22 protein-coding genes and 1 riboswitch are annotated in these 21,303 nt (G+C 44.3%); of the genes, 7 read left to right on the forward strand and 15 right to left on the reverse strand.

Annotated elements, in window-relative coordinates:
* The first annotated feature begins 636 nt into the window (after positions 1-636).
* Positions 637-1,080, forward strand: coding sequence for an RNA recognition motif domain-containing protein (locus tag HLM86_RS18770; RefSeq protein ID WP_170883719.1), 444 nt, complete (start codon positions 637-639; stop codon positions 1,078-1,080).
* Here HLM86_RS18770 and murI read toward each other — a convergent pair.
* Both murI and HLM86_RS18780 read right to left on the reverse strand, forming a co-directional pair.
* Complete coding sequence (gene murI / locus HLM86_RS18775; protein ID WP_170883720.1) at positions 1,046-1,840, reverse strand: glutamate racemase; 795 nt, start codon at positions 1,838-1,840, stop codon at positions 1,046-1,048. The two genes, HLM86_RS18770 and murI, sit on opposite strands and share 35 nt — an antisense overlap.
* Before the next feature lie 204 nt (positions 1,841-2,044).
* Positions 2,045-3,886 carry a TonB-dependent receptor domain-containing protein gene (locus HLM86_RS18780; protein ID WP_170883721.1) on the reverse strand — a complete coding sequence of 614 codons (1,842 nt, stop codon included), beginning with the start codon at positions 3,884-3,886 and terminating at the stop codon, positions 2,045-2,047.
* 52 nt (positions 3,887-3,938) lie between these two features.
* Positions 3,939-4,138: riboswitch (cobalamin riboswitch) on the reverse strand.
* A gap of 176 nt (positions 4,139-4,314) precedes the next feature.
* Here HLM86_RS18780 and trmA point away from each other — a divergent pair.
* A complete protein-coding gene (gene trmA / locus HLM86_RS18785; protein ID WP_170883722.1) occupies positions 4,315-5,427 on the forward strand; it encodes a tRNA (uridine(54)-C5)-methyltransferase TrmA in 1,113 nt (370 codons plus the stop codon).
* Between the two features lie 47 nt (positions 5,428-5,474).
* On the opposite strand, the gene HLM86_RS18790 is transcribed toward trmA, so the two are convergent.
* Both HLM86_RS18790 and fabR read right to left on the reverse strand, forming a co-directional pair.
* Positions 5,475-5,855 (reverse strand): YijD family membrane protein, encoded by a 381-nt coding sequence (locus HLM86_RS18790; RefSeq protein ID WP_170883723.1) that lies wholly within the window; start codon positions 5,853-5,855, stop codon positions 5,475-5,477.
* A complete protein-coding gene (gene fabR / locus HLM86_RS18795) occupies positions 5,855-6,496 on the reverse strand; it encodes an HTH-type transcriptional repressor FabR (RefSeq protein ID WP_170883744.1) in 642 nt (213 codons plus the stop codon). The genes HLM86_RS18790 and fabR overlap by 1 nt, the downstream gene beginning before the upstream one ends.
* A 260-nt stretch (positions 6,497-6,756) precedes the next feature.
* On the opposite strand from fabR, the gene sthA reads away from it, so the two are divergent.
* Positions 6,757-8,157, forward strand: coding sequence for a Si-specific NAD(P)(+) transhydrogenase (gene sthA / locus HLM86_RS18800; RefSeq protein ID WP_076590642.1), 1,401 nt, complete (start codon positions 6,757-6,759; stop codon positions 8,155-8,157).
* 58 nt (positions 8,158-8,215) lie between these two features.
* Here sthA and HLM86_RS18805 read toward each other — a convergent pair whose 3' ends face one another.
* Positions 8,216-9,028: a class I SAM-dependent methyltransferase gene (locus tag HLM86_RS18805; RefSeq protein WP_076590643.1), complete on the reverse strand. Its 813-nt coding sequence runs from the start codon at positions 9,026-9,028 to the stop codon at positions 8,216-8,218.
* Positions 9,029-9,214: 186 nt separating this feature from the next.
* Positions 9,215-9,835 (reverse strand): transcriptional repressor LexA, encoded by a 621-nt coding sequence (lexA, locus tag HLM86_RS18810; RefSeq protein WP_076590644.1) that lies wholly within the window; start codon positions 9,833-9,835, stop codon positions 9,215-9,217.
* 351 nt (positions 9,836-10,186) lie between these two features.
* Here lexA and plsB point away from each other — a divergent pair, with 351 nt between their 5' ends.
* Positions 10,187-12,622: a glycerol-3-phosphate 1-O-acyltransferase PlsB gene (plsB, locus tag HLM86_RS18815; RefSeq protein WP_170883724.1), complete on the forward strand. Its 2,436-nt coding sequence runs from the start codon at positions 10,187-10,189 to the stop codon at positions 12,620-12,622.
* Between the two features lie 45 nt (positions 12,623-12,667).
* Here the strand turns inward: plsB and ubiA are convergent, their stop codons facing one another.
* A complete protein-coding gene (gene ubiA, locus HLM86_RS18820; protein WP_076590646.1) occupies positions 12,668-13,522 on the reverse strand; it encodes a 4-hydroxybenzoate octaprenyltransferase in 855 nt (284 codons plus the stop codon).
* Positions 13,523-14,062 (reverse strand): chorismate lyase, encoded by a 540-nt coding sequence (locus HLM86_RS18825; protein ID WP_076590647.1) that lies wholly within the window; start codon positions 14,060-14,062, stop codon positions 13,523-13,525. It lies immediately after the preceding gene.
* Positions 14,063-14,230: 168 nt separating this feature from the next.
* On the opposite strand from HLM86_RS18825, the gene HLM86_RS18830 reads away from it, so the two are divergent.
* The gene (locus HLM86_RS18830; protein ID WP_076590648.1) at positions 14,231-14,638 is read left to right on the forward strand and encodes a flagellar basal body-associated protein FliL; all 408 of its coding nucleotides are present in this window, start codon (positions 14,231-14,233) and stop codon (positions 14,636-14,638) included.
* Between the two features lie 35 nt (positions 14,639-14,673).
* Here the strand turns inward: HLM86_RS18830 and HLM86_RS18835 are convergent, their stop codons facing one another.
* From HLM86_RS18835 to ftsY, 6 genes are all read right to left on the reverse strand, one after another.
* On the reverse strand, positions 14,674-14,865 hold the full coding sequence (locus tag HLM86_RS18835) for a rhomboid family intramembrane serine protease (protein ID WP_390226246.1): 192 nt from the start codon (positions 14,863-14,865) through the stop codon (positions 14,674-14,676).
* Between the two features lie 57 nt (positions 14,866-14,922).
* Complete coding sequence (gene glpE, locus HLM86_RS18840; RefSeq protein ID WP_076590649.1) at positions 14,923-15,249, reverse strand: thiosulfate sulfurtransferase GlpE; 327 nt, start codon at positions 15,247-15,249, stop codon at positions 14,923-14,925.
* Between the two features lie 401 nt (positions 15,250-15,650).
* Positions 15,651-16,508, reverse strand: a complete 858-nt coding sequence (rpoH, locus tag HLM86_RS18845) for an RNA polymerase sigma factor RpoH (RefSeq protein ID WP_170883725.1) — start codon at positions 16,506-16,508, stop codon at positions 15,651-15,653.
* Positions 16,509-16,676: 168 nt separating this feature from the next.
* Entirely contained in the window at positions 16,677-17,642 is a 966-nt protein-coding gene (ftsX, locus tag HLM86_RS18850; protein ID WP_076590651.1) for a permease-like cell division protein FtsX, read from the reverse strand.
* On the reverse strand, positions 17,632-18,306 hold the full coding sequence (ftsE, locus tag HLM86_RS18855; RefSeq protein ID WP_076590652.1) for a cell division ATP-binding protein FtsE: 675 nt from the start codon (positions 18,304-18,306) through the stop codon (positions 17,632-17,634). The genes ftsX and ftsE overlap by 11 nt, the downstream gene beginning before the upstream one ends.
* Positions 18,307-18,335: 29 nt before the next feature.
* Positions 18,336-19,562, reverse strand: a complete 1,227-nt coding sequence (gene ftsY, locus HLM86_RS18860; protein ID WP_171831460.1) for a signal recognition particle-docking protein FtsY — start codon at positions 19,560-19,562, stop codon at positions 18,336-18,338.
* 210 nt (positions 19,563-19,772) lie between these two features.
* On the opposite strand from ftsY, the gene rsmD reads away from it, so the two are divergent.
* Positions 19,773-20,387: a 16S rRNA (guanine(966)-N(2))-methyltransferase RsmD gene (gene rsmD / locus HLM86_RS18865; protein WP_170883727.1), complete on the forward strand. Its 615-nt coding sequence runs from the start codon at positions 19,773-19,775 to the stop codon at positions 20,385-20,387.
* Entirely contained in the window at positions 20,384-20,650 is a 267-nt protein-coding gene (locus HLM86_RS18870; protein WP_076590655.1) for a DUF1145 domain-containing protein, read from the forward strand. The genes rsmD and HLM86_RS18870 overlap by 4 nt, the downstream gene beginning before the upstream one ends.
* 41 nt (positions 20,651-20,691) lie before the next feature.
* On the opposite strand, the gene HLM86_RS18875 is transcribed toward HLM86_RS18870, so the two are convergent.
* The gene (locus HLM86_RS18875) at positions 20,692-21,276 is read right to left on the reverse strand and encodes a YhgN family NAAT transporter (protein WP_076590656.1); all 585 of its coding nucleotides are present in this window, start codon (positions 21,274-21,276) and stop codon (positions 20,692-20,694) included.
* Positions 21,277-21,303 lie beyond the last annotated feature (27 nt).

Genomic DNA, 21,303 nt, shown 5'->3' on the forward strand with positions numbered 1-21,303 from the left:
TGAGCCATGATCAAACTCTTCAATTTAAGATTTTGTTCGGCTCAATGAATACTGACTTCAAAACTTATCGTTACTCGAAAGTAACAAGCAATTTTAAAGCTATTACCATTCCAACAGAATGGTAATGAATTGACTGTGCCAAATAACCGAAGTTATTTGTATTGGTCACTCAGTTCATTGATACCTAAAGTGATTCAATAGAATCATTTTTTGGATTATCATCAACGAGTGCCCACACAGATTGATAGGTTTATATTTTTAAAGAGCAATTTCTAACAACTCGGTCAATAATGCTTCGTTGCTAGGGGTGCGTATCTTACGCTTCCCGATTTAAGAGTCAAGAAGTTTATAAAACTTTCTTCTAACTCTCCCCGACATGCGCTGTGACTTTCGTCTTGCTCCGTGTCGGTGAGGCGGCATTATAGGGAGGTCACTACGGATGACAAGTGTTTTTTCTAAAAAAAACACCAAGCGCTCAAAAAGGAAGCAAAAGCCCCAAAATAGAATAAAATTTCAACATTTGAGTCATGTCACACCAATAGGTTGGAAAAACTGCAGACATGCACGTAAGATCCATGTGTCTACTTTGTTAACAGGTGGGCACTTTTTCCTTAATCTATGTAGTTGTATTCTAATATGAGTTCAAATAAATCGATCTTAATGATTATCGCCTTAGCTGTTATTGGTGGAATCATCTTCTCGCAGGTTGCTGTTTCCCCTGCTCTTAGCTTTATCGTTGGTGTTTTTATTTCCACTTTCGTTCTTAAGTTTTCAAACACGACAACAACTGAGTCAGCAACCAACAATGAACCCGCAACAAAGACCCTTTATGTCGGTAACCTTCCTTACAAGGCAAATGAGTCTCATGTAAAAGACCTTTTTGCCGAGCACGGCGACGTTTTTGCTGTCCGTCTGATGAAAGATAAGCGGACTGGTAAAAGACGTGGTTTTGGTTTTGTCGTGATGGCCGCGACGGATGCCGCTGGTGCAATTGAAGGACTTAACGAAAAGGATTACATGCAGCGCACTTTGAAAGTACGCATTGCTAACGATCCAAAATCTCAAGCTGAACTGGACTAAACCCTAGCTTCTTCAGCGCTTTATTCAACGCTCCTTCTTGGAAAGGGGGAGCCGTTGAATAAATTTCTCGACGGCCTTTGCTGATTGTTCCTTCTGTTACTACTAGCAAGTCTTGCACTCTGCGTGCGATCGCCTCCCCTGAGTCAACTAAAAGTACCTCTTGACCCAACACCGATTGAATATCTCGTTTTATTAATGGGAAATGAGTACAGCCTAGCACCGCGACATCAATGTTATTTCTAATAGGTTCAAGTATTTGTGCTAGTTCTTGTCGGTCAACTGGCTGACCACGAAGCTTTTCTTCCGCAATATCGACTAGTCGAGTTGAACCAAGTAACTTGACAGGTTTGCTCTGTGAAAAGTCTTTGATAAGTTCGTGCGTATAAGGGCGAGTCACGGTTGCAGGAGTCGCTATCAACCCTACCGCTTTATTAGCAAGACTTGACGCTGGCTTGATCGCAGGGACAACACCTACGACTGGAATTGATAGCTTTGCTCGTAGAGTCGGTAAAACGATAGTACTTGCAGTATTGCAAGCAATGACAACTAAATCGATAGTATGTTGCTCAACTAAACCTGTGATTAAACGCTCTACTCGCATGATAAGCGTGCTATGTTCTAATTCTCCATATGGATAGGCTTCGTTATCGAATATATAGATATAGTCAGGTTGAGGCAGTTTTGACTGTATTTCTTTATATACAGATAATCCACCGACACCAGAATCAAAGATCAGTATTTTTGCTTGTTGCTGGGACACTTGATTTGCTCGTTACTTATCGACTCAGCAATGATACTCGCTGCAACTATTTTGGCAATATTTGCGCTTTATAACATTGATCAGTGAAAGTCTGCCACTCTAAGTGCGAGTCTCTCGGTGACGAAAACATTGGGGCCTCCCATCAAAGCTTTTGTAAAGATGAATACCGACCAATAAGTCAAAACCGCCCGAAGGCGGTTTTAGTTAGAATTGATAAGACGCATTTACATAGTAGGCTCGTTCTGGAGCTGGGTAGCCTTTGGCTGTTTCATAGTTCTCATCCAGTGCATTGCTAATTTTACCGCTCAGCGTGAAATCACGAGAAATAAAGTAAGAAACCGACAGATCAAGCAAGTCGTAAGCTGGGAGGTAATCGCTTTCAGTTAAATTGACTGCGGGTAAGTCTGGGCGCCGACCTGTGAAAGTGTATACGGCATTAACATTGAAATCACCAAGGTAAAGATCACCAATCCATTTATAGTTCTCTTTCGCTCTGCGAGCGAGCGGAGTTCCTTCAGAATCTTTATGATCTTTATGTTCCAAAACCAAAGTGTGATGCAACGGCCCAGTATTGAACTGAACATCAAGCTCCGCACCTTTGATGCGCGCATCTACATTAAGGGTTTTTCCGCCAAAAACCTCAGAAGGGTCAACGTACCAAAAGTTTAGGTTTTTAATTTCATTATCATACAATGATAAGTTCCATTGAAAGAACATATAGTCACCTGATAGGCCCAACTCAAGGTTTTTAGACTCTTCAGGCTTGAGATCCGGTGACGTCAGCAAGGCAGAATATGTTGGAGCTTTGAACGCCGTACCATAGCTAATTCGAGCACGATGGCTATCATTGATTTGGTAACCTGCGGATGTGGACCACGTCGTATAGTGTTCATATTTATCATGTTGGTCATAACGAGCGTTACCTTGAAGCGTTAGCGCTTGATACTGATATGAAGCACTTGCAAATGCTCCTCTATTGGAACGGCTTTCTCCTGCAAGCGCGTTTGGGCTTCCATAACTTGTCGCATGGTCATCTAGGGACTCGTGTCGCCAGTCGACACCAGCTCCTAACTCAACCTCTTGCGTGACCTGATACATATTTGCCCACTGCACGTTAACCATGTCCGTTGTTGCGTGAGTCGAGGCGTTATCCCTACCTTCATCCTGTGTATAATTTCTGGACTTAACCGACTGGTAGCTACCTTGCAGCAAGGTTTTCCAACTTCCTCGGGCATGGTCTAGCTGAGCGGAGACCGTGCTTTTCTCACTTTCACCAATATTCTTCTTATTGCTGACATCATATTCTGCTTGATTCTCAAACCAACGAGCAGAAAGGTACCCTTGAGTCTCTTGAGAGAAGTCATGTGCGTAGCTAGCAAATATATTCTTTGCTTCTGAGCCGTGCTTGTCTTGACTGTTGACGTTCGTTGGATGAACGTTATACCCGTCGATTGTGTCAAAGCCACCAGCCAATTGTAGGTAACCTTTGTCACCAGTGTCCGCTTTAGCGACAAAGCTCGCTTCCTTATGCCCTAAACTACCAGTACCCAACGAGATTTGCTTACGTTCATCACCTCGTTCAGAGCGAGTAATAATATTGATTACGCCGCCAATCGCATCTGAACCATATTGAACCGCGGCTGGGCCGCGGATAACTTCAATACGCTCTATAAGACCAATGGGGAACTGGGAAATGGGCACTCCAGTACCCACTGAAGAGCTCACACGAACACCGTCGACTAATGCCAAAGTATGGCTACTATTGGTTCCACGTATGAGAATGGAAGTACTTTGACCACGGCCACCATTACTCGTGACTTCCACACCCGGCACTCGCAACAGTGCCTCAGCCACAGATTTTGCTTGGATGGTTTCAATGTCTTCACGAGTGACCACGCTAATGGCAGAAAGCACGGAAGATTCTGATTGCTCAAACCGGTTCGCTGTCACGATCATTGTTTCATCTGTAGAAACTTGTTGAGCATAGGTAAGAGAGACATGAGTAAGCAGCGACGCCACAGATGTCGCTAATATACATCGGTTCATTATTATAATCCTAAATCGCGTAAGTCCTGACCAAACCACAAGAAGATGACCCCCTATAATTTGGCTGCTGGCAGGTATTCGGACTCAAGAGCATAATACGTCACCTACTCACCCGACTTCCCATCTCGCAATTGATCTAGTGTCTACTGGGTTTTCGTTCTCTGTTACCGCTGCGCGTCAGTTCTGGATTTACACCAGATTCCCTTTCAGCCATCTATACTTCTAGATAGCACCAGCTGGCTGAAGATGTTATTAAGCAATACATAATTTGTCCAGCCAAACTTTTTTCTCTATGGGGCAAGGTGTTTATTTATAACGATATCGGCAACATCTTTGCCTTCGAGTATCCACAAAACTGGACATAGCGCAGATATTGAATAAAATCTGCGCTCTTAAAACAAATCTATTGTCACCCAAAGGTATAAATCATGGCGACTCTTGAAGTAAGTCCACAGCACTATCAGGATCAACTTGCGGAAAAGATCCAACGTCTTAACAAGATGTTCAGTTCCTATAATGTCCCAGATCTGGAAGTGTTTGAGTCACCGGAGCAGCACTACCGAATGCGTACAGAATTTCGAGTTTGGCATGAAGGGGATGATCTCTACTATGTGATGTTCAATCAGGAAACGCGTGAAAAGTATCGTGTCGATCAGTTTCCCGCCGCCAGCCGCTTAATTAACGATATTATGCCGCGGCTATTGGAGGCGATTAAAGACAATGAATCATTGCGTCGTAAACTCTTTCAGGTCGATTTTCTGTCCACATTAAGTGGAGAGATTTTGGTTTCACTTCTTTACCATCGCCAACTTGATGAACAGTGGACTGAGCATGCAAAAGCCCTTAAGCAGGACCTGAATGATGCAGGTTTTAACTTAAATCTGATTGGGCGGGCTCGTAAAATGAAGGTGGTTTTAGACCGTGAGTACGTGATCGAAAAGCTGAACGTCAGTGGCCGCTGTTTTACCTACCAACAAGTTGAGAACAGCTTCACTCAGCCCAATGGTAAAGTCGCTGAGAAAATGCTTGAATGGGCCGTAGATTGCACTCAACACAGTCAAGGTGATTTACTTGAACTCTACTGTGGTAATGGTAACTTTTCTCTCGCATTGGCTCAAAACTTTAACCGTGTTCTAGCCACAGAGCTCGCTAAGCCTTCCGTTGAGTCGGCGCAGTACAACATCAAAATCAATGACATTGATAACGTCCAGATCATTCGTTTGTCCGCTGAAGAATTTACTCAGGCAATTGAAGGAAAGCGTGAATTCCGGCGCTTAAAAGACGCGGGCGTCGATTTGAAGAGCTACAACTGCAACACTATTTTTGTCGATCCACCACGGGCAGGAATGGACGCAGATACATGTAAGATGGTGCAGGGGTACGAACGTATTATTTATATCTCATGTAACCCAGACACGCTAAAAGACAACCTCGACACTTTATGTAAAACACATAAAGTCACACGCTTTGCGTTATTCGACCAGTTTCCGTACACACACCATATGGAGGCAGGTATACTGCTTGAACGTCAGGTTCTGTGATCATATCCATTCAAAACGAGCCTTCGTGCTCGTTTTGAATGGTCTCTTTACTCTCCCCTAGCGGAGCGATTGATAAAACCGAGCTTTTTTCCCACCCAGAGCAGTAAAAGCAGTGACACAACGATAGCAAAGAAATTTGACCCTGCATCAGGATACTGCGCTTTAATAAACGCTGAGTGGCCAAATGCTCCAACAAAGAAACATGCCAAACCTAACAATGGAATGTCTTCTGAAACGGGATTACGTAAATATTCTTGATACAAAGCCTGAACGGAGAGCACAAGCGCAATTAATGGAAAGATAGAAAAAGGCACGTCGGCCATGGTCAGCCAAGACAATAAAGCATCACCACACATGCCAGCGATGAGGGCCAACACTAGCGTTTTTTTATCAGAACCACATTTCACTTGGTTTCCTTCATTTGACATTAATCTATCCTACCCTTTATTCGTTTACGTTCGCGCTCTTTACGATACCAAAACGCCCCTTTCGCAATCATGCGCAATTGCATAATCAACCTTTCTGCCAACTCATCTCGCTCGCATCGATTAAGATCAAGGGCTTCCGCACCAGAGCTGAAGACCAATGTCACCGATGCTTCTGCTTGTGTATATGCTTCGTCGCGCGTCATCCCTGCACCGGTCAGATATTCAGTAAGCTCGGCAGAAAAATGCTGAATTTCTCTTGCAACCGCGGTTCGAAACTCAAAAGAAGTCCCTGACCGCTCGCGTAACAAAAGTCTGAAAACATTGGGGCTACTTTCAATAAACTCCATAAATGTTTCAACTGAAGTTCGTATTACACTGCCTTCTTTGACAATCCTCTGTCGGGCTTGGCGCATTAACTGACGAAGTAACAAGCCTCCTTCATCGACCATGGTCAAGCCCAATTCATCCATATCCTTGAAGTGTCGATAGAAGGACGTAGGCGCAATGCCCGCCTCCCGAGCAACTTCCCTCAAACTTAAGTTGGAGAAGCTTCGATCAGCACTAAGCTGGCTAAACGCAGCATCAATCAATGAACGACGCGTCTTTTCTTTCTGCTGTGCTCGAATTCCCATCAATCTTATCTGCTTTTTCTCATTCATTAGAGGTTAATATACAACGATTATCTTAGCGAGATAACCCAAAATCATCATGTTTAACCGAGGGGTGACATTTGAGCAAGTTTAGAGCACTTTTTCAGCCGTAACCAACCGTGTCACCGCGGATAATAAAAGGCTTTGTGCGTGATCCCTTCCACTCTCTCATCCACCACCAGTGCACCAAGACCAGAAATCAGTTAAAATCACGCTAACGCAATGTAAAAAAATATAACAAAGGAAAAGTTATGGCGGAAAGCAACCACTTTGATGTAATCGTTATCGGCAGTGGCCCGGGTGGAGAGGGGGCTGCAATGGGATTAACCAAAGCGGGTCTTAATGTCGCCATAGTGGAGAAAGAAAGCAGTGTGGGAGGAGGCTGTACACATTGGGGAACCATTCCTTCCAAAGCCCTAAGACACGCGGTGAGTCGTATTATCGAGTTCAACAATAACCCTCTGTTTTGCCACAACAATACCAGCTTACACTCTACATTTTCCAATATTCTAGGGCACGCTAAATCTGTCATTGATAAGCAAACCCGGTTGAGACAAGGGTTTTATGATCGTAACCAATGTACTTTAGTTTTTGGCGTCGCACGCTTTACCAGTACCAATAGTATCTCTGTCACACTCGCTGATGGGACAGAAGAAGCGTACAGTGCGGATCGCTTCGTTATTGCCACGGGTTCTCGGCCTTATCAACCGAACGATGTCGATTTTATGCATGATCGAATCTACGACAGTGATTCGATTCTTAGCCTTGAGCACGACCCTCGACACATCATCATTTACGGTGCTGGTGTCATTGGCTGTGAATACGCCTCTATTTTTAGAGGGTTAGGAGTCAAAACCGACTTGATCAACACTCGTGACCGCCTCTTATCCTTTTTGGACAACGAAGTCTCTGATGCGTTGTCATATCATTTTTGGAACAGTGGCGTAGTGATCCGCAACGACGAGACCTACCAAAAAATTGAAGGCACTAGTGACGGAGTCATTATTCACCTAGAGTCGGGAAAAAAAATGCGAGCAGACTGCTTGCTCTACGCCAACGGACGTACGGGAAATACTGATAAGCTCAACTTGCCCGCTGTAGGTTTAAACGCTGACTCACGCGGGCAACTTACTGTGGACAACAACTATCAAACAGATATAGCGCACGTCTACGCCGTGGGTGATGTGATTGGTTACCCAAGCCTAGCCAGCGCAGCCTACGATCAGGGACGCTTTGTTGCTCAAGCAATCCTGAAAGGTCAAGCTGATGGCAATCTGATTGATGACATCCCTACGGGGATTTATACCATCCCTGAGATTAGCTCAGTGGGTAAAACCGAACAAGAGCTGACCGCATCAAAAATTCCATACGAAGTCGGCCGTGCCTCATTCAAACACCTAGCTCGGGCACAGATAGCGGGCAAAGATACTGGTAGCCTGAAAATTCTCTTCCATCGAGAGACCAAAGAGATATTAGGGATTCATTGCTTTGGCGAACGAGCGGCAGAAATCATCCACATTGGCCAAGCCATTATGGAACAAAAAGGGGAGGCTAATACGATTGAGTATTTCGTTAATACGACGTTCAACTACCCAACCATGGCCGAAGCTTACCGAGTAGCCGCATTAAATGGTTTAAATCGTTTATTCTAAAGACTATCAAGCCGTCGTTTCACGTCGGCTTGAGCACCCCTAGTGATGCAAACAACGACTACCAGCGAATCTGAACAACCACAGGGGTTAGTCTGTTCTTAAATCCATTAAACCGAGTCAACCAACGCTGCCATAATTTCCAACGACCGCAGTGTTTATCTAGTGGTGAGAATGTCTTCGCCCATCGTGCCCAAGGTAAATAGTTCATCATGTCTTCGCCTGGTGAAACATAACCATGCTTATAGCGACCAGAACCCATTTTCTGACCCAGTTTCGATGTCGTCAAGTCCCCCGCTAACACAAAACAGGCTCGCGCCGACTCAAAGTGACACCCTAATGCTTGAATGAACTTACCGACTTGCTGTTGACTGCAATCAAGCAAAGCGTGCTCGCACACAATAAGAACTGGCGCTTTTTCAGGTACAGGCAAATGGTTTAACCACGAGGTATCATCCACGCCGCCACACATATGCTGATAACGCTCACTTTTGTGGAATAGCTTTTGACGCCAAAGTAAATTTTCCGTTATATCCAACTCCAGCCAGTGACAACGGCCATTGTCGATACGATAAAAACGTGTATCTAAGCCCGCTCCAACATTAATGACCCAACCATCTGGATTTTGGGAAATAAAGTGGTTCACCTGATCATCACAAATCTGAGTCAAGGTGGCATGCAGTAATTGTTTCTGGTCAATATCCCCAGAAAGGCATTCTGGTGCCAACAGGCAACGCTGGCAAGCACTGGCAGCAATCGGGTCGTAGACCAAGCCATTATCAACAAGACTTTCGCGACTACGAAGCCAAAGTGGCTGTAATAGGTTAGCCGGAATTTGATAGCGATGTGTTGAGGTTTGGTACTTGTCACTCATGATCATCATCCTTTCATACCAGAAAGAAGATGATAATAAATATCAATTACAAAAACAAGTAATTGAGAATTAATCTCAACAAGAGTCACGAAAATTGTGACGAGTAACCCGTCACAATAAAAAACGTCAGTCGATAAGTACTGACGTTGGCAAAATAAGTAGAGAGCCGTCCGAGCTTAATATTGGCTACATCCAATCAGTATTGCGGATAATACCTACCGCCAAACCTTCAATAGCCAGACTCTGGCAAGTCAAATCCACTTTGATTGGTTCAAACTCTTTGTTCTCTGCGTGAAGGACTACTGTGGAACCTTTACGTTCTAAACGTTTGACCGTTACATCATCATCCACACGTGCCACAACCACTTGTCCGTCATGCACGTCCTGAGTTTTGTGTACTGCCAATAAGTCACCATCCATGATCCCGATGTCTTGCATACTCTCGCCATTAACGCGCAATAGAAAGTCTGCTTGGGGTTTAAACATCGCGGGATCGACCTGATAATGCGCCTCAACATGCTCTTGGGCCAAAATGGGCTCACCCGCAGCAACCTGACCGATTAAAGGAAGACCTTCGTCATCGTTCGCTGAATCATCCAGTAGTATCCGGATACCTCGTGAGGCCCCTGGGATAATCTCAATCGCTTGTTTGCGCGCTAACGCTTTCAGGTGCTCCTCTGCCGCATTAGCAGAACGAAAGCCCAGTTCCCGAGCAATTTCAGCTCGCGTCGGAGGCATCCCCTTGACGTCAATTTTACTTTTGATAAGGTCAAATACTTGTTGCTGGCGTGGCGTTAACGGCTTCATAGTTTACCTGTCTTTTTATACAGTCAACTGTGAGTATATCCAGTAACTGTTCAAATGAAAAGCCAATTGCCCACTTTTTGATTGACTTGAATGCGTACGATTTAAATCAGACACGTCTCAGCAATCCTCATAGGAGCTCATCTTGTGAGTACGAGCAAACCTAATCAGCCATCCATTCTTTTGATTTAGCTAGAGTGCCCACTTCACGAACAAATTACAGTAAAAGGTTCGACCAGTTTCTGGTATTCTTGCCTCCTAAAAAATATCAGCCTAAGCACCTCACCACTATCTCAGATTCAGAGATAGGCAAGTGCTGATGCGAACTCTCTGTTTTTTGAGGCTAAGAACTTTATGTCTTCCGGACAACCATTATCAAGTTCACTACTAAAACTGCCTTTGTCAGTCATAGTAAAAGGAACGGCGATTCCTTCAAAACCGATTGAAGATCATAACATTGATCTGGCCAAGCCGATTATCTATGCCCTGCCCTATCGGTCAAATGTCGATCTGGTCACACTGCAAATTCAAGCCCAACGATTAGGGTTACCCGACCCTTTCGAACCTGTTCTTATCAATGGCAAATCTTTCCAGCGCCATGTGTTTACCTCATCGCGCCAGACAGTTTTAAGTAATGATAAGGATATCCCAAAGGAATCCGTTGCACTGTTTTCTCAGTTACTTGAACAGCACAAGTTTGACAAAAAACTGGATGTTCAAATTATTCCAGCCACTGTACTTTGGGGACGAAAGCCTGGCAAAGAGGCTCAACAAACGCCTTATCTACGGCCATTAAATGGACCAGAGAAAGCGTTGGCTGTGTTGACATCCGGCCGAGATTGCCTCATACGCATTAGCCCTGTGGTATCTTTGCGTTTGATGGCCGATTCACATGGTACAGATGCGTCCATCGCTCACAAGCTAGCTCGTGTCGCTCGCATACACTTCTCTCGACAGAAAATGGCAGCATCAGGCCCCAATCTACCTAATCGCCAAGCGTTGTTTAACAGACTTATCGCATCAAAAGCCATTGAGAAAGCGATTGAAGACGATGCCAAAGCAAAGGGAATTTCAGTCGATAAATCTCGGAAAGAAGCACAATCTATCATGGATGAGATCGCCGCTGATTTTTCTTATTCGCTAATCAAACGAGGCGAGCGCCTGCTTAGTTGGCTTTGGAATCGTATTTATCAGGGCCTGAATATTAATAATGCGTCCATGGTCCGAAAGTTAGCTCAAGACGGCCACGAAATCGTCTATGTGCCTTGCCACCGAAGTCATATGGACTACCTTCTTCTCTCTTATGTTCTCTATCACGAGGGTCTTGTTCCTCCGCACATCGCTGCAGGGATAAACCTAAATTTCTTTCCGGCAGGTCCCGTATTTCGCCGAGGCGGCGCATTTTTTCTTCGCCGTAGCTTTAAAGGGAACAAACTCTACTCGACGATTTTTAGAGAGTATTTGGCTGAATTATTTTCGAAGGGCTACTCCGTCGAGTATTTCAGTGAAGGTGGACGATCACGTACTGGTCGACTTCTGAAGGCGAAAACGGGGATGCTTGCCATGACGATTCAGGCGATGCTTCGTGGGCTGAACCGACCTGTTACTTTAGTGCCCGTTTATATTGGCTACGAACATGTCATGGAAGTCAGTACTTATGCCAAGGAGCTAAGAGGAAAGCGTAAAGAAAAAGAAAATGCAGGCCTCGTGATTCGCACCATTCGAAAATTGCGTAATTTTGGTCAGGGATACGTAAACTTTGGGGAACCGATACCACTGAATCAATACCTCAATGAAAACGCCCCAGAGTGGACGAAAGACATTGATCCATTGGGAAATAAAAAACCGCAATGGCTCAACCCTGTGATCAACCAATTAGCGACGAAGATGATGACGCATATTAATGACGCCGCAGCCGCTAACGCCCTCACTCTATGTGCAACGGCATTGCTCGCGTCGCGTCAGCGCGCACTGTCTCGTGACAGTCTGGTCAAACAAATTGACTGTTACCTGTCACTTTTAAACAATGTGCCTTATTCCGCCACCTTCACCGTTCCACAAGAATCCGCCGACGAACTCATCCAACATGCCGAATCTTTGGAGAAGTTTGTTGTTGAATCTGACACGATGGGCGAAATCATTTCACTTGATCGTCATCAATCTATCCTGATGACTTATTATCGCAACAACATCATTCACTTGCTTGCGCTTCCATCATTACTTGCCCAAATGCTCATTCGGCATCAGCAACTCAATATCGAACAAATAAAAGCAAACATTGCGCTCATTTATCCCTTCCTAAAACAAGAGCTGTTTCTCAGTATTGAAGAGACGCAATTGGATCAAATCACAGAGGGCTATATTGAAGAGCTTGCTCTTCAGGGGTTGGTGACTGTCGATGCACAACAAAATGTCGCGATGAAGCAGGCCAATACTCAGGTCTTGATGCTCTTAGGAAGAACCATCAATGAGACTCTGCAACGATACGCGATAACACTCAACTTAATGACGGCAAACCCTGAACTTGGAAAATCGGCCCTAGAGCAAAAAAGTCAGGATATTGCCCAACGATTGGGTCGATTGCACGGCATTAATGCGCCAGAGTTTTTCGATAAAGGTGTCTTTTCAACAATGTTTGACACTCTCAAGCAACAGGCTTATTTAGACACGAGTGGCAACTGTGACCAAACCAAAAGCCAGAACTTGGCGGACCTTTTGTATTCCATGCTTTACCCGGAAGTTCGTCTAACCATTAAAGAAAGTATTTGTCAGGCTGGTGAATCCCGCTAGGCAACATCAATGACTAACAAGGGCACTGTGATGGTGCCCTCTCCTTTACCAAAATGCGGTCAAAAGGCCGATAGTGATCGCCATTCCCACATAGTTATTGTTAAGAAAAGCTCTAAAGCAAAGGTCTCGATCTCGATGACGCATAAGGTACTGCTGAAAGACAAACAATGCGCCTACCACCAATAGACACCAGTAGTAAATAGCTCCGAGAGAGTACCAACTTCCTAACACGATCAACATTCCTATCGTGACACACTGAAGTATGCCAATGATTATTTTATCAAAACGGCCAAAGAAAATCGCCGTCGACTTAATGCCGATTTTGACATCATCATCCCTATCGACCATCGCATACTGAGTATCGTAAACCGTTGTCCAGACAGCATTGATCACAAATAAAAACCACATGTGCCATGGCAATTCGTTCGCCTGTGCCGCCCAAGCCATAGGAATCGACCAGCTAAACGCAAGCGCGAGAAAGAGCTGAGGAAAATGAGTGTAGCGTTTCATAAATGGGTAGATGAATGCCAGCAACAGTCCAGCGAACGAAAGCTTGACGGTTAATGGATTCATCGTCAGAACAAGCACAAACGAAACGACTGACAAACCCAGAAACAGGCAGACTGCCTCAATGGATGTTACCTCGCCAGAAGGTAGTGGCCGCTTGCTGGTGCGCTTGACGTGCCCATCGACTTTACGGTCAGCAAAATCATTGATCACACAGCCCGCCGAACGCATTAAAACGACCCCAAGAACAAAGACGACAAGAACCCAAGGATCAGGGCTTCCCTGAGCTGCAATAATCAAAGACCATAAGGTTGGCCACAACAAAAGCAAGGTGCCAATCGGCTTGTCCATGCGCATGAGTCGCCAGTATTGCTGCACTTTTATTACCATCATTCAGACCTTCTCCCCAAAGAACATAGGAGAGGCAGGTAAAAAAAGTTCTGCCACTAGCATAGGTTTATCATCCATCCACAAACGTGAGCGACGCGCAAGAAAATTACCCTCTGGCGTTTTAGCCCAACCCACCACCAAAGCATCACGGACAACTTTCTCAGCACTAAAAATGGTCACACCTAGCGGTACTTCCCCCTGGCGCGATAAGTCGAACGACTGACCACACATCGACGATTTAGGAATTAATGTTCTTCCTAATACCCAAGCTTGATCATCGCCTTTCAAAACGACTTTTCGCAACAGACATTCTTCCCGCTTAAGAAGTAGGATTTCCTGAGAATTAAGCCTTTCGGCTTTTATGACCTTGTTGTGTAACAAATCGACACTTAGAGTCTGACAGTGTGTTTCTAATAAACGTGACAATGAGCCCTGTTCTAACAACCAGTCTTTTGTATTTTGGGTTGGAAAGCTAAACTTATCAGGTTCTTGCCATTCAACCTGACGAAGAGCAGATAAATAAAGCGAAGTAAATTGATTCATACTAGTATTCAATAAGTAGGCTTACCGCTGTAAGATAAAGCTTCGAGCTGAATTGTTAACCACTCCGTCGAGTACTCAACCCATTTCCTACGCAAGAGTAGGGACAGCTATTGTAACAAGACTCTGGCGATTCGAGTATCGTGATTAGAAGAAAGAAAAGACAGAAATATGATTAAACGTCACTTAGCCCCATTATTTTTCGCTCTAAGCCTATTCGTAGGTACTCCGAGTATAGCTGAAGAAGGCGCCGAGCCTTCTCTTGCCTATTTTACTCTGGAGCCGGATCTGACCACCAATTTTTACACTAAGGGTAAACAACTTGGGTATATACAGGTGCGCTTGGACATTATGGTCGCCAACTCGACCGACCTTGCCATTATTGAACTTCACCAACCTTTGATACGAGATGCTGTCATCGAGCTATTGGGTAAGCAGTCAGAAGACACCATCACATCATTGGCAGGAAGGGAAGACTTGCGAAAGATCCTAGTGGAACAACTCAATTCTATTTTACTTCCTGAAACGGGCCGAACGATTATTGCTGACTTACTGTTTACTAAATATTTATATCAATAATAACGCTAGGTTGAGTCAGAGAATAAAGGGGCTGTCTATGATGTGCGTCTGCAAACATCCAGTAGGCCCATTGCGATACCCGCTAACAACCCAATCAAATGTGCAGCATTACCAATCGGCATAAAAGGTTGAACAAAACCAATCACCAACCAAGCTAACATAAAGGTTATGATCGGCTTCGGTATGCTTAAACCAAGCGTTGGCATTTTTTCACTGACTACCCACACGTAACCTCACAGCGCATAGACGAATCCAGAGAGGCCAGCTTTTGCATACGGTTAACGCTAAGAGAGAGTCGTTTCAACAGGCAACTGAGCACGATGCCAAGCTTCAAAACCACCATCCACACTGTATACTTCTTCAAAACCTTGATTTAAAAGATACTGTGCAGCTCCTTGACTACTAATACCATGGTAACACATCACTAAAACTGGCTGCTCAAATTCGCCTTCATTTATAAACTGAACCATGGTGTCGTTGGTCAGGTGAAAAGCAGACGCAGGGTGAGCGACAGAAAAAGATTGAAAATCACGGATATCCACTAAACGAGCTTTTCCCTGTTGTAAAAGGGCTTGCGCGCCAGTGACATCAATATGTTGAAATTGATCCATTTCGAGTCTCTTTATCATGTTATACATTATTCACCATTGTAACCTATCCAATGGTTAACAAGTACACCGAAGCAGTAAGGTTATCCACTCATGAACAAAATTTCACCTTCTGTGGATAAATTTGTGGATTGCGTTAATAAAGTATCTAATCTTCAATTGATCCACTACATGTAGTGATGATCTTTATTTTTTTGTGTGTAAATGGAAAAGTATCCCCATATACATATCGCTTCAGATGCCTTTGTTTACCCCTATTTCTGACATGTCACCAAGAAAATTACCACAGAGTTATCCACAAAAACCATGGTCTTTTTTCTCTGTTTATGGGAGGTTATGATCTCGCAAACAAAAAAGCCGAGATCAAAAGATCTCGGCTTTACGAATTCTTAAAAAGACCGTTGCTAGAAACTGCCCACTGCGGTTTTGAGTTTCTTCATTGCATTTTTTTCAAGCTGGCGAATACGCTCAGCAGAAACACCATAATTTTCAGCCAGCTCTTGAAGGGTTAACTTGTTGTCATCTAACCAGCGCGAACGAACAATATGTTGACTGCGTGCATCAAGACTCGCTAAAGCCAAGCTTAAACGATTATTGGTATGTGCTTCCCAATTTGCCGCTTCAACATTAACAGCCACATCTGAGGCATTATCTTCTAAGTAAAACACCGGCGCAGAATAGGATGCACTTGAGTCATCATCATCGTTCGGCATCTCGAAGGTTGCATCCTGAGCAGCGAGACGCGATTCCATTTCACGGACTTCAGAGGGTTCTACACCGAGCTCTTTTGCAACCGTTTCCACCTCACCATTGTTAAACCAGCCTAAACGCTTTTTAGACTTACGCAAATTAAAGAACAGTTTACGCTGTGCTTTCGTTGTTGCAATTTTAACAATGCGCCAGTTACGCAAAACATACTCATGGATTTCGGCTTTAATCCAATGCACTGCAAACGATACTAGACGTACCCCGACTTCTGGATTAAAACGTTTGACTGCCTTCATTAAGCCAATGTTGCCTTCCTGAACTAAGTCTGCCATCGGTAGGCCATAACCGGAATAGCCACGCGCTACGTGAACCACAAATCTCAGGTGAGATAAGATCAGCCCTTTAGCTGCATCAATTTCACCTTCGTAGTACAGTCTTTCAGCCAGCCCACGTTCCTCTTCCGCAGTCAGCATCGGGTAACCGTTTACTGTCCGGATGTAGCTATCTAAGCTATCTTGAGTAACTACAGCCATTGAATACGCTTGGTTCGTCATTCAGTTCCTCATCAATCTCTGATCTGGAGTAAGTTTTAACCCAACAATCTTGAACCTAAAATGAACAAGATTCAAGCAGGGAAAAGTTATTATTTATAAACTTTTCATCAACAACACAGCAAAGTATACGGCGACGTCTACTTTTTGCAATAGTTGGACATCATCAAATCATACAGGTTCAATTTCTTTAAGGTGGCGCTGAGCCGATACTTTCGCCGCCAGACAGCCAAGAAAAACACCCAACATCAACAGTAGCAGACTTTCGTCCCAACTCAGGCCAATAAGTCTAAATCGACTGTCATAGAGCTCTGCCAATTGTTCCACTCGGTTGTTCAACAAGACAGTGATAATCGCGGTGAGTACCCAAGCGATAAGGGCTCCTAACAAGCCAAACCACATACCTGAATACAAATAGGGGCGAAGAATATAGCTGTTAGTGGCACCAATAAGTTTCATCGTTTGAATTTCTTCCTTGTTGGCCAAGACATTAAAACGCAGTGTGTTGCCAACAATGAGAAACACAGAACCCAGCATTAAAATAGACAGAGCCGTCACGATTCCACCCACTAGATTCTTAATGGCATCAAGGCGTGTCAGCCAATCTTCATCAAGACGAACATCGGTGACCTCTTCATCTTGTGCTATCTTGGCCGCCAGTTGCTTTATCATCGACTGATCATCACCATTAGGCATGATCAAAAGCACGCCAGGTAAAGCATAATCATCCAATAAGGAGATGGCTTGATCAAAACCAGAATATTGACTCAGTTCATCCAAACCTTGCTGTGGCGAAATATACTCAACACCCGCCACCTCATCCATATTCTCAAACTTATCTTTTAACACCATGATTCTTGCTTCTGGTGTCTGCTCTTGAATATACGCACTCACCTTTGCTGGGCTATTCACATTCGATGACGCCACCGCAAGGTTTTTCCCCAGCAAATAAAGCGCCGCAGGCATAGTGATCGCCATAGAAATAACCGCCAAAGTCAGGATATTCCCCAACGGCCGAGACCACATTGACCAGAACGAATCCTTTGCTTGCTTAAAATGCACCACAAAGTAGCTGTCTCGCTTAACGCGATGTTGTGGTCTCTGGCTTCCTTTGGTTTTCTGCTCGTTAGCGGCCATAATCTTCTACCTCGCTAAGAAATCCATGATTCAATTCGAGATGGCGGTACTGTGGGCGGGTATTGACTAACCCAATGTCATGAGTGGCCAAGAGAATCGTCACGCCCGCACGGTTAAATTCTTCAAACAGTTTGACCGCTCGATTGGATAAATCGGGGTCCAGATTTCCTGTTGGTTCATCAGCAAGCAGTAAGGTCGGACGATTAACCACAGCACGAGCGATGCCCACTCTCTGCTGCTCACCTCCCGACAACTGATTCGGAGAACATTTCGCTTTATCCAATAAACCGGTTTTGTCCAAAGCCGCAGACACTCGTCGCTTAATCTCATTTTCGGAGATGGATTCAATGCGCATTGGCAAAGCAACGTTGTCAAAGACAGAGCGATCCATTAACAGACGGTGGTCTTGAAATACGATGCCTATATTACGCCTCAGAAAGGGGATATCTTTGTTAGGAATACGAGTGATCTCATGCTCGTTAAAGCTGATTTTTCCATCAGTTGGACGTTCAATCGCACAGATTAACTTGAGTAGAGTGCTTTTCCCAGCACCAGAGTGGCCGCCCAAAAAAGCCATTTCTCCTCGGCGAAGATGAAAATCAACCTTTTGCAGAGCTTGTCTGCCGCCACGGTAGGCTTTACTTACCTGCTGAAACTTTATCACTCGTTATTCCTCTTAATCTGAGCTAAAAACTACTCTTCACGACTGAATAATGCGTCAATAAACTCCTGAGTTTTAAATCGACGGAGATCGTCAATCCCTTCGCCAACACCGATATAACGAATAGGAATCTGAAATTGGTCCGCTAAAGAAAATATAACGCCACCCTTAGCTGTGCCGTCCAGCTTAGTTAAGGCAATCCCAGTTAATGGAGCAACATCACTAAATAATTTCGCCTGACTGATCGCATTTTGCCCTGTTCCGGCATCCAACGTCAGCATGATTTCATGGGGAGCAGAATCATCAAGTTTCTTCATGACACGAACAATTTTTCTTAATTCTTCCATCAAGTTCGCTTTATTTTGCAAACGGCCCGCCGTATCCGCAATGACCACATCAACGCCTTTCGCCTTCGCTGATTCAATGGCATCATAGATGACAGAAGCGCTGTCTGCCCCAGTATGTTGAGCAACGACGGGGACCTGATTCCGTTCTCCCCAAACCTGAAGCTGCTCTACGGCTGCAGCACGAAATGTGTCACCTGCCGCCAACATGACTTTTTTGCCTTGCGCCTGAAACTGTTTTGCCAGTTTACCAATGGTTGTTGTTTTACCGACACCATTGACTCCAACCATAAGAATAACAAAGGGGCTTTTTTCACTTTCCACCACAAGTGGTTTTTCAACTTTGGACAAGATGGTCGCCATTTCCTCTTTGAGTAAACCATAGAGAGCTTCACCATCTTTGAGCGCCTGACGAGACGCTTTTTCCGTCAAGTTATCAATTATCTTCAAAGTGGTATCCATACCCACATCTGCGACCAGTAGCTGCTCTTCTAACTCCTCAAACAGGTCGTCATCAATCTGTTTATCTTTAAATAGGCTGAAAAAGCCAGCACCAATATTGGCTTTTGTTCTCGCCAAGCTGCGTTTCAAACGTGAAAAAAAGTTTTCCGTTGGCTTTTCTTGTTCAGTGGCACGCGTTTCTGTTTCTGTTTCTGTTTCTGTTTCTGTTTCTGTTTCTGTTTCTGTTTCTGTTTCTGTTTCTGTTTCTGTTTCTGTTTCTGTTTCTGTTTCTGTTTCTGTTTCTGTTTCTGTTTCTGTTACGGCAGCATGAGGAACCGTGTCTGTCAGATCAATACTCGCTACCGATTCTTTTTTATCTGACTCCTGCGAGCTCTCTTCCACTGCCTGATTGGTCTGCTCTTCATCGCCAAAACCAAGCCAAGAGAGTAGTCCTCGTTTCTTTTTTTCCGTCATCTGGGGCTATCCTAGATTGTCAAATTTTACTCTGTTCCTTTTCTTGCGGCATAGTACCAATTGAGAAAAGAAAAACGAACGACACAGTGAAACGTTCCCAGCGTTATAACGATGGTATACACTTTGTCATTAACAAAAATTGGGCTGTACTCAAAACAATCGTAGTGAGCAACTGGGTATAGTATCACTTTATTAGCGGTCAAAAAATCTATGGTACGGCGTCGCCAGCAAAACTCATCACAAAAACAGCCTTTAGAAGGCTTTGTTCGAATTATTAGCGGTTTATGGAGGGGACGCAAACTTCCCGTTCACCATGCCGAAGGATTGCGTCCAACAACAGATCGGGTCAAAGAGACACTGTTTAACTGGCTGGCGCATGACATACCCCAAGCGAAATGTTTGGATCTGTTTGCTGGTTCAGGAGCGCTAGGGTTTGAAGCCGCATCAAGACAGGCCCAACACGTGACTCTGATTGAACTCAACACCAACGCTTTCAGGCAACTGGAAAAGAATATATCCTCTCTCAATGCTAGTAATATGACAGCCATCAACGAGGATGCACTCAATTTTCTTCAGCAAAAAGGTCATCCGCATCATGTGGTTTTTATCGACCCTCCTTTTCGTAAAGGGCTCCTTGAACAAACTTTGCTGCTGCTGGAGAGCAATGATTGGCTTGCTGATGATGCCATGATTTATATCGAAACAGAGAAAGAGCTCAAGTTAGAGGGGCTCCCCATGAACTGGCACTTACACCGCGAAAAAAATGCGGGTCAAGTAAGCTATCGACTATTTGAACGACAAAACACGAATAAGGAAATACCATGAAAGCCTTACTTATACTCGCGAAAGCAGCCATTGCTTTTGTGTGGTTCATTCTAATTTTTAATTTCTTTGTCCCCTTTCCAGGCAAAGCAGCCATTGCCCTGTATATTATGACGGCCTTTCTGTTCATTATGCATGGCTTGCAGTCCGCTATTTTTATTGGCGCTTTTGGGGATAAAATAAAAATGAGCAGTTGGGAAAAATGGTCAATACTGATTTTCGGAATTTTTGCCTTACTCGACATTCGCCGTAAGCACATGATGTAATGATTAAAGCAGCGCTTTTAACGAGTAGCGCTGCTTGTTTATTAGCCTAAATATCCCTTGACGCCATCCAAGAACATTTGGGTGGAGATCATCACCAGAAGCAACCCCATCAAGCGTTCAATGGCTTTTAAACCCCGCTCGCCAAGAATACGATGGAAGAAACCGTAAAACATCAAAATCAAAAAAGTCGCCCCCCATGCCAACAAAACGGCACCAGCTAACTCAAATAATTGGTTTGTATATTGAGTTGAAAGTAACAACAATGCCGCTATCACCGATGGACCAGCAATCATAGGGATTGCCATTGGCACAATAAAAGGCTCCTCACCTGCAGCGAGTCCCGTGATACTGCCGGCACTTGGGAAGATCATTTTAATCGCGATAATAAATAAAATGATCCCGCCAGAAATACTTAACGTTTCTGGCTGGACATGAAGAAAGCTTAAGATTCCCTTCCCTGCAAACAAAAATAACATCAAAATGATCAGAGCGAAGCAGAGCTCTCTAATCAGAATTTTACGCCTTCTCTTTGGGTCAAGGTGTTTGAGTATCGAAAGGACAATCGGAAGGTTGCCAAGTGGGTCCATGATAAGAAACAACATAGTTGCAGCGGAAAGAATTTCCATGAGTAAGCCTCCAAAGCCAATCATTCT

Source organism: Vibrio ostreicida, from assembly GCF_013074385.2.
Lineage (GTDB): Bacteria > Pseudomonadota > Gammaproteobacteria > Enterobacterales > Vibrionaceae > Vibrio > Vibrio ostreicida.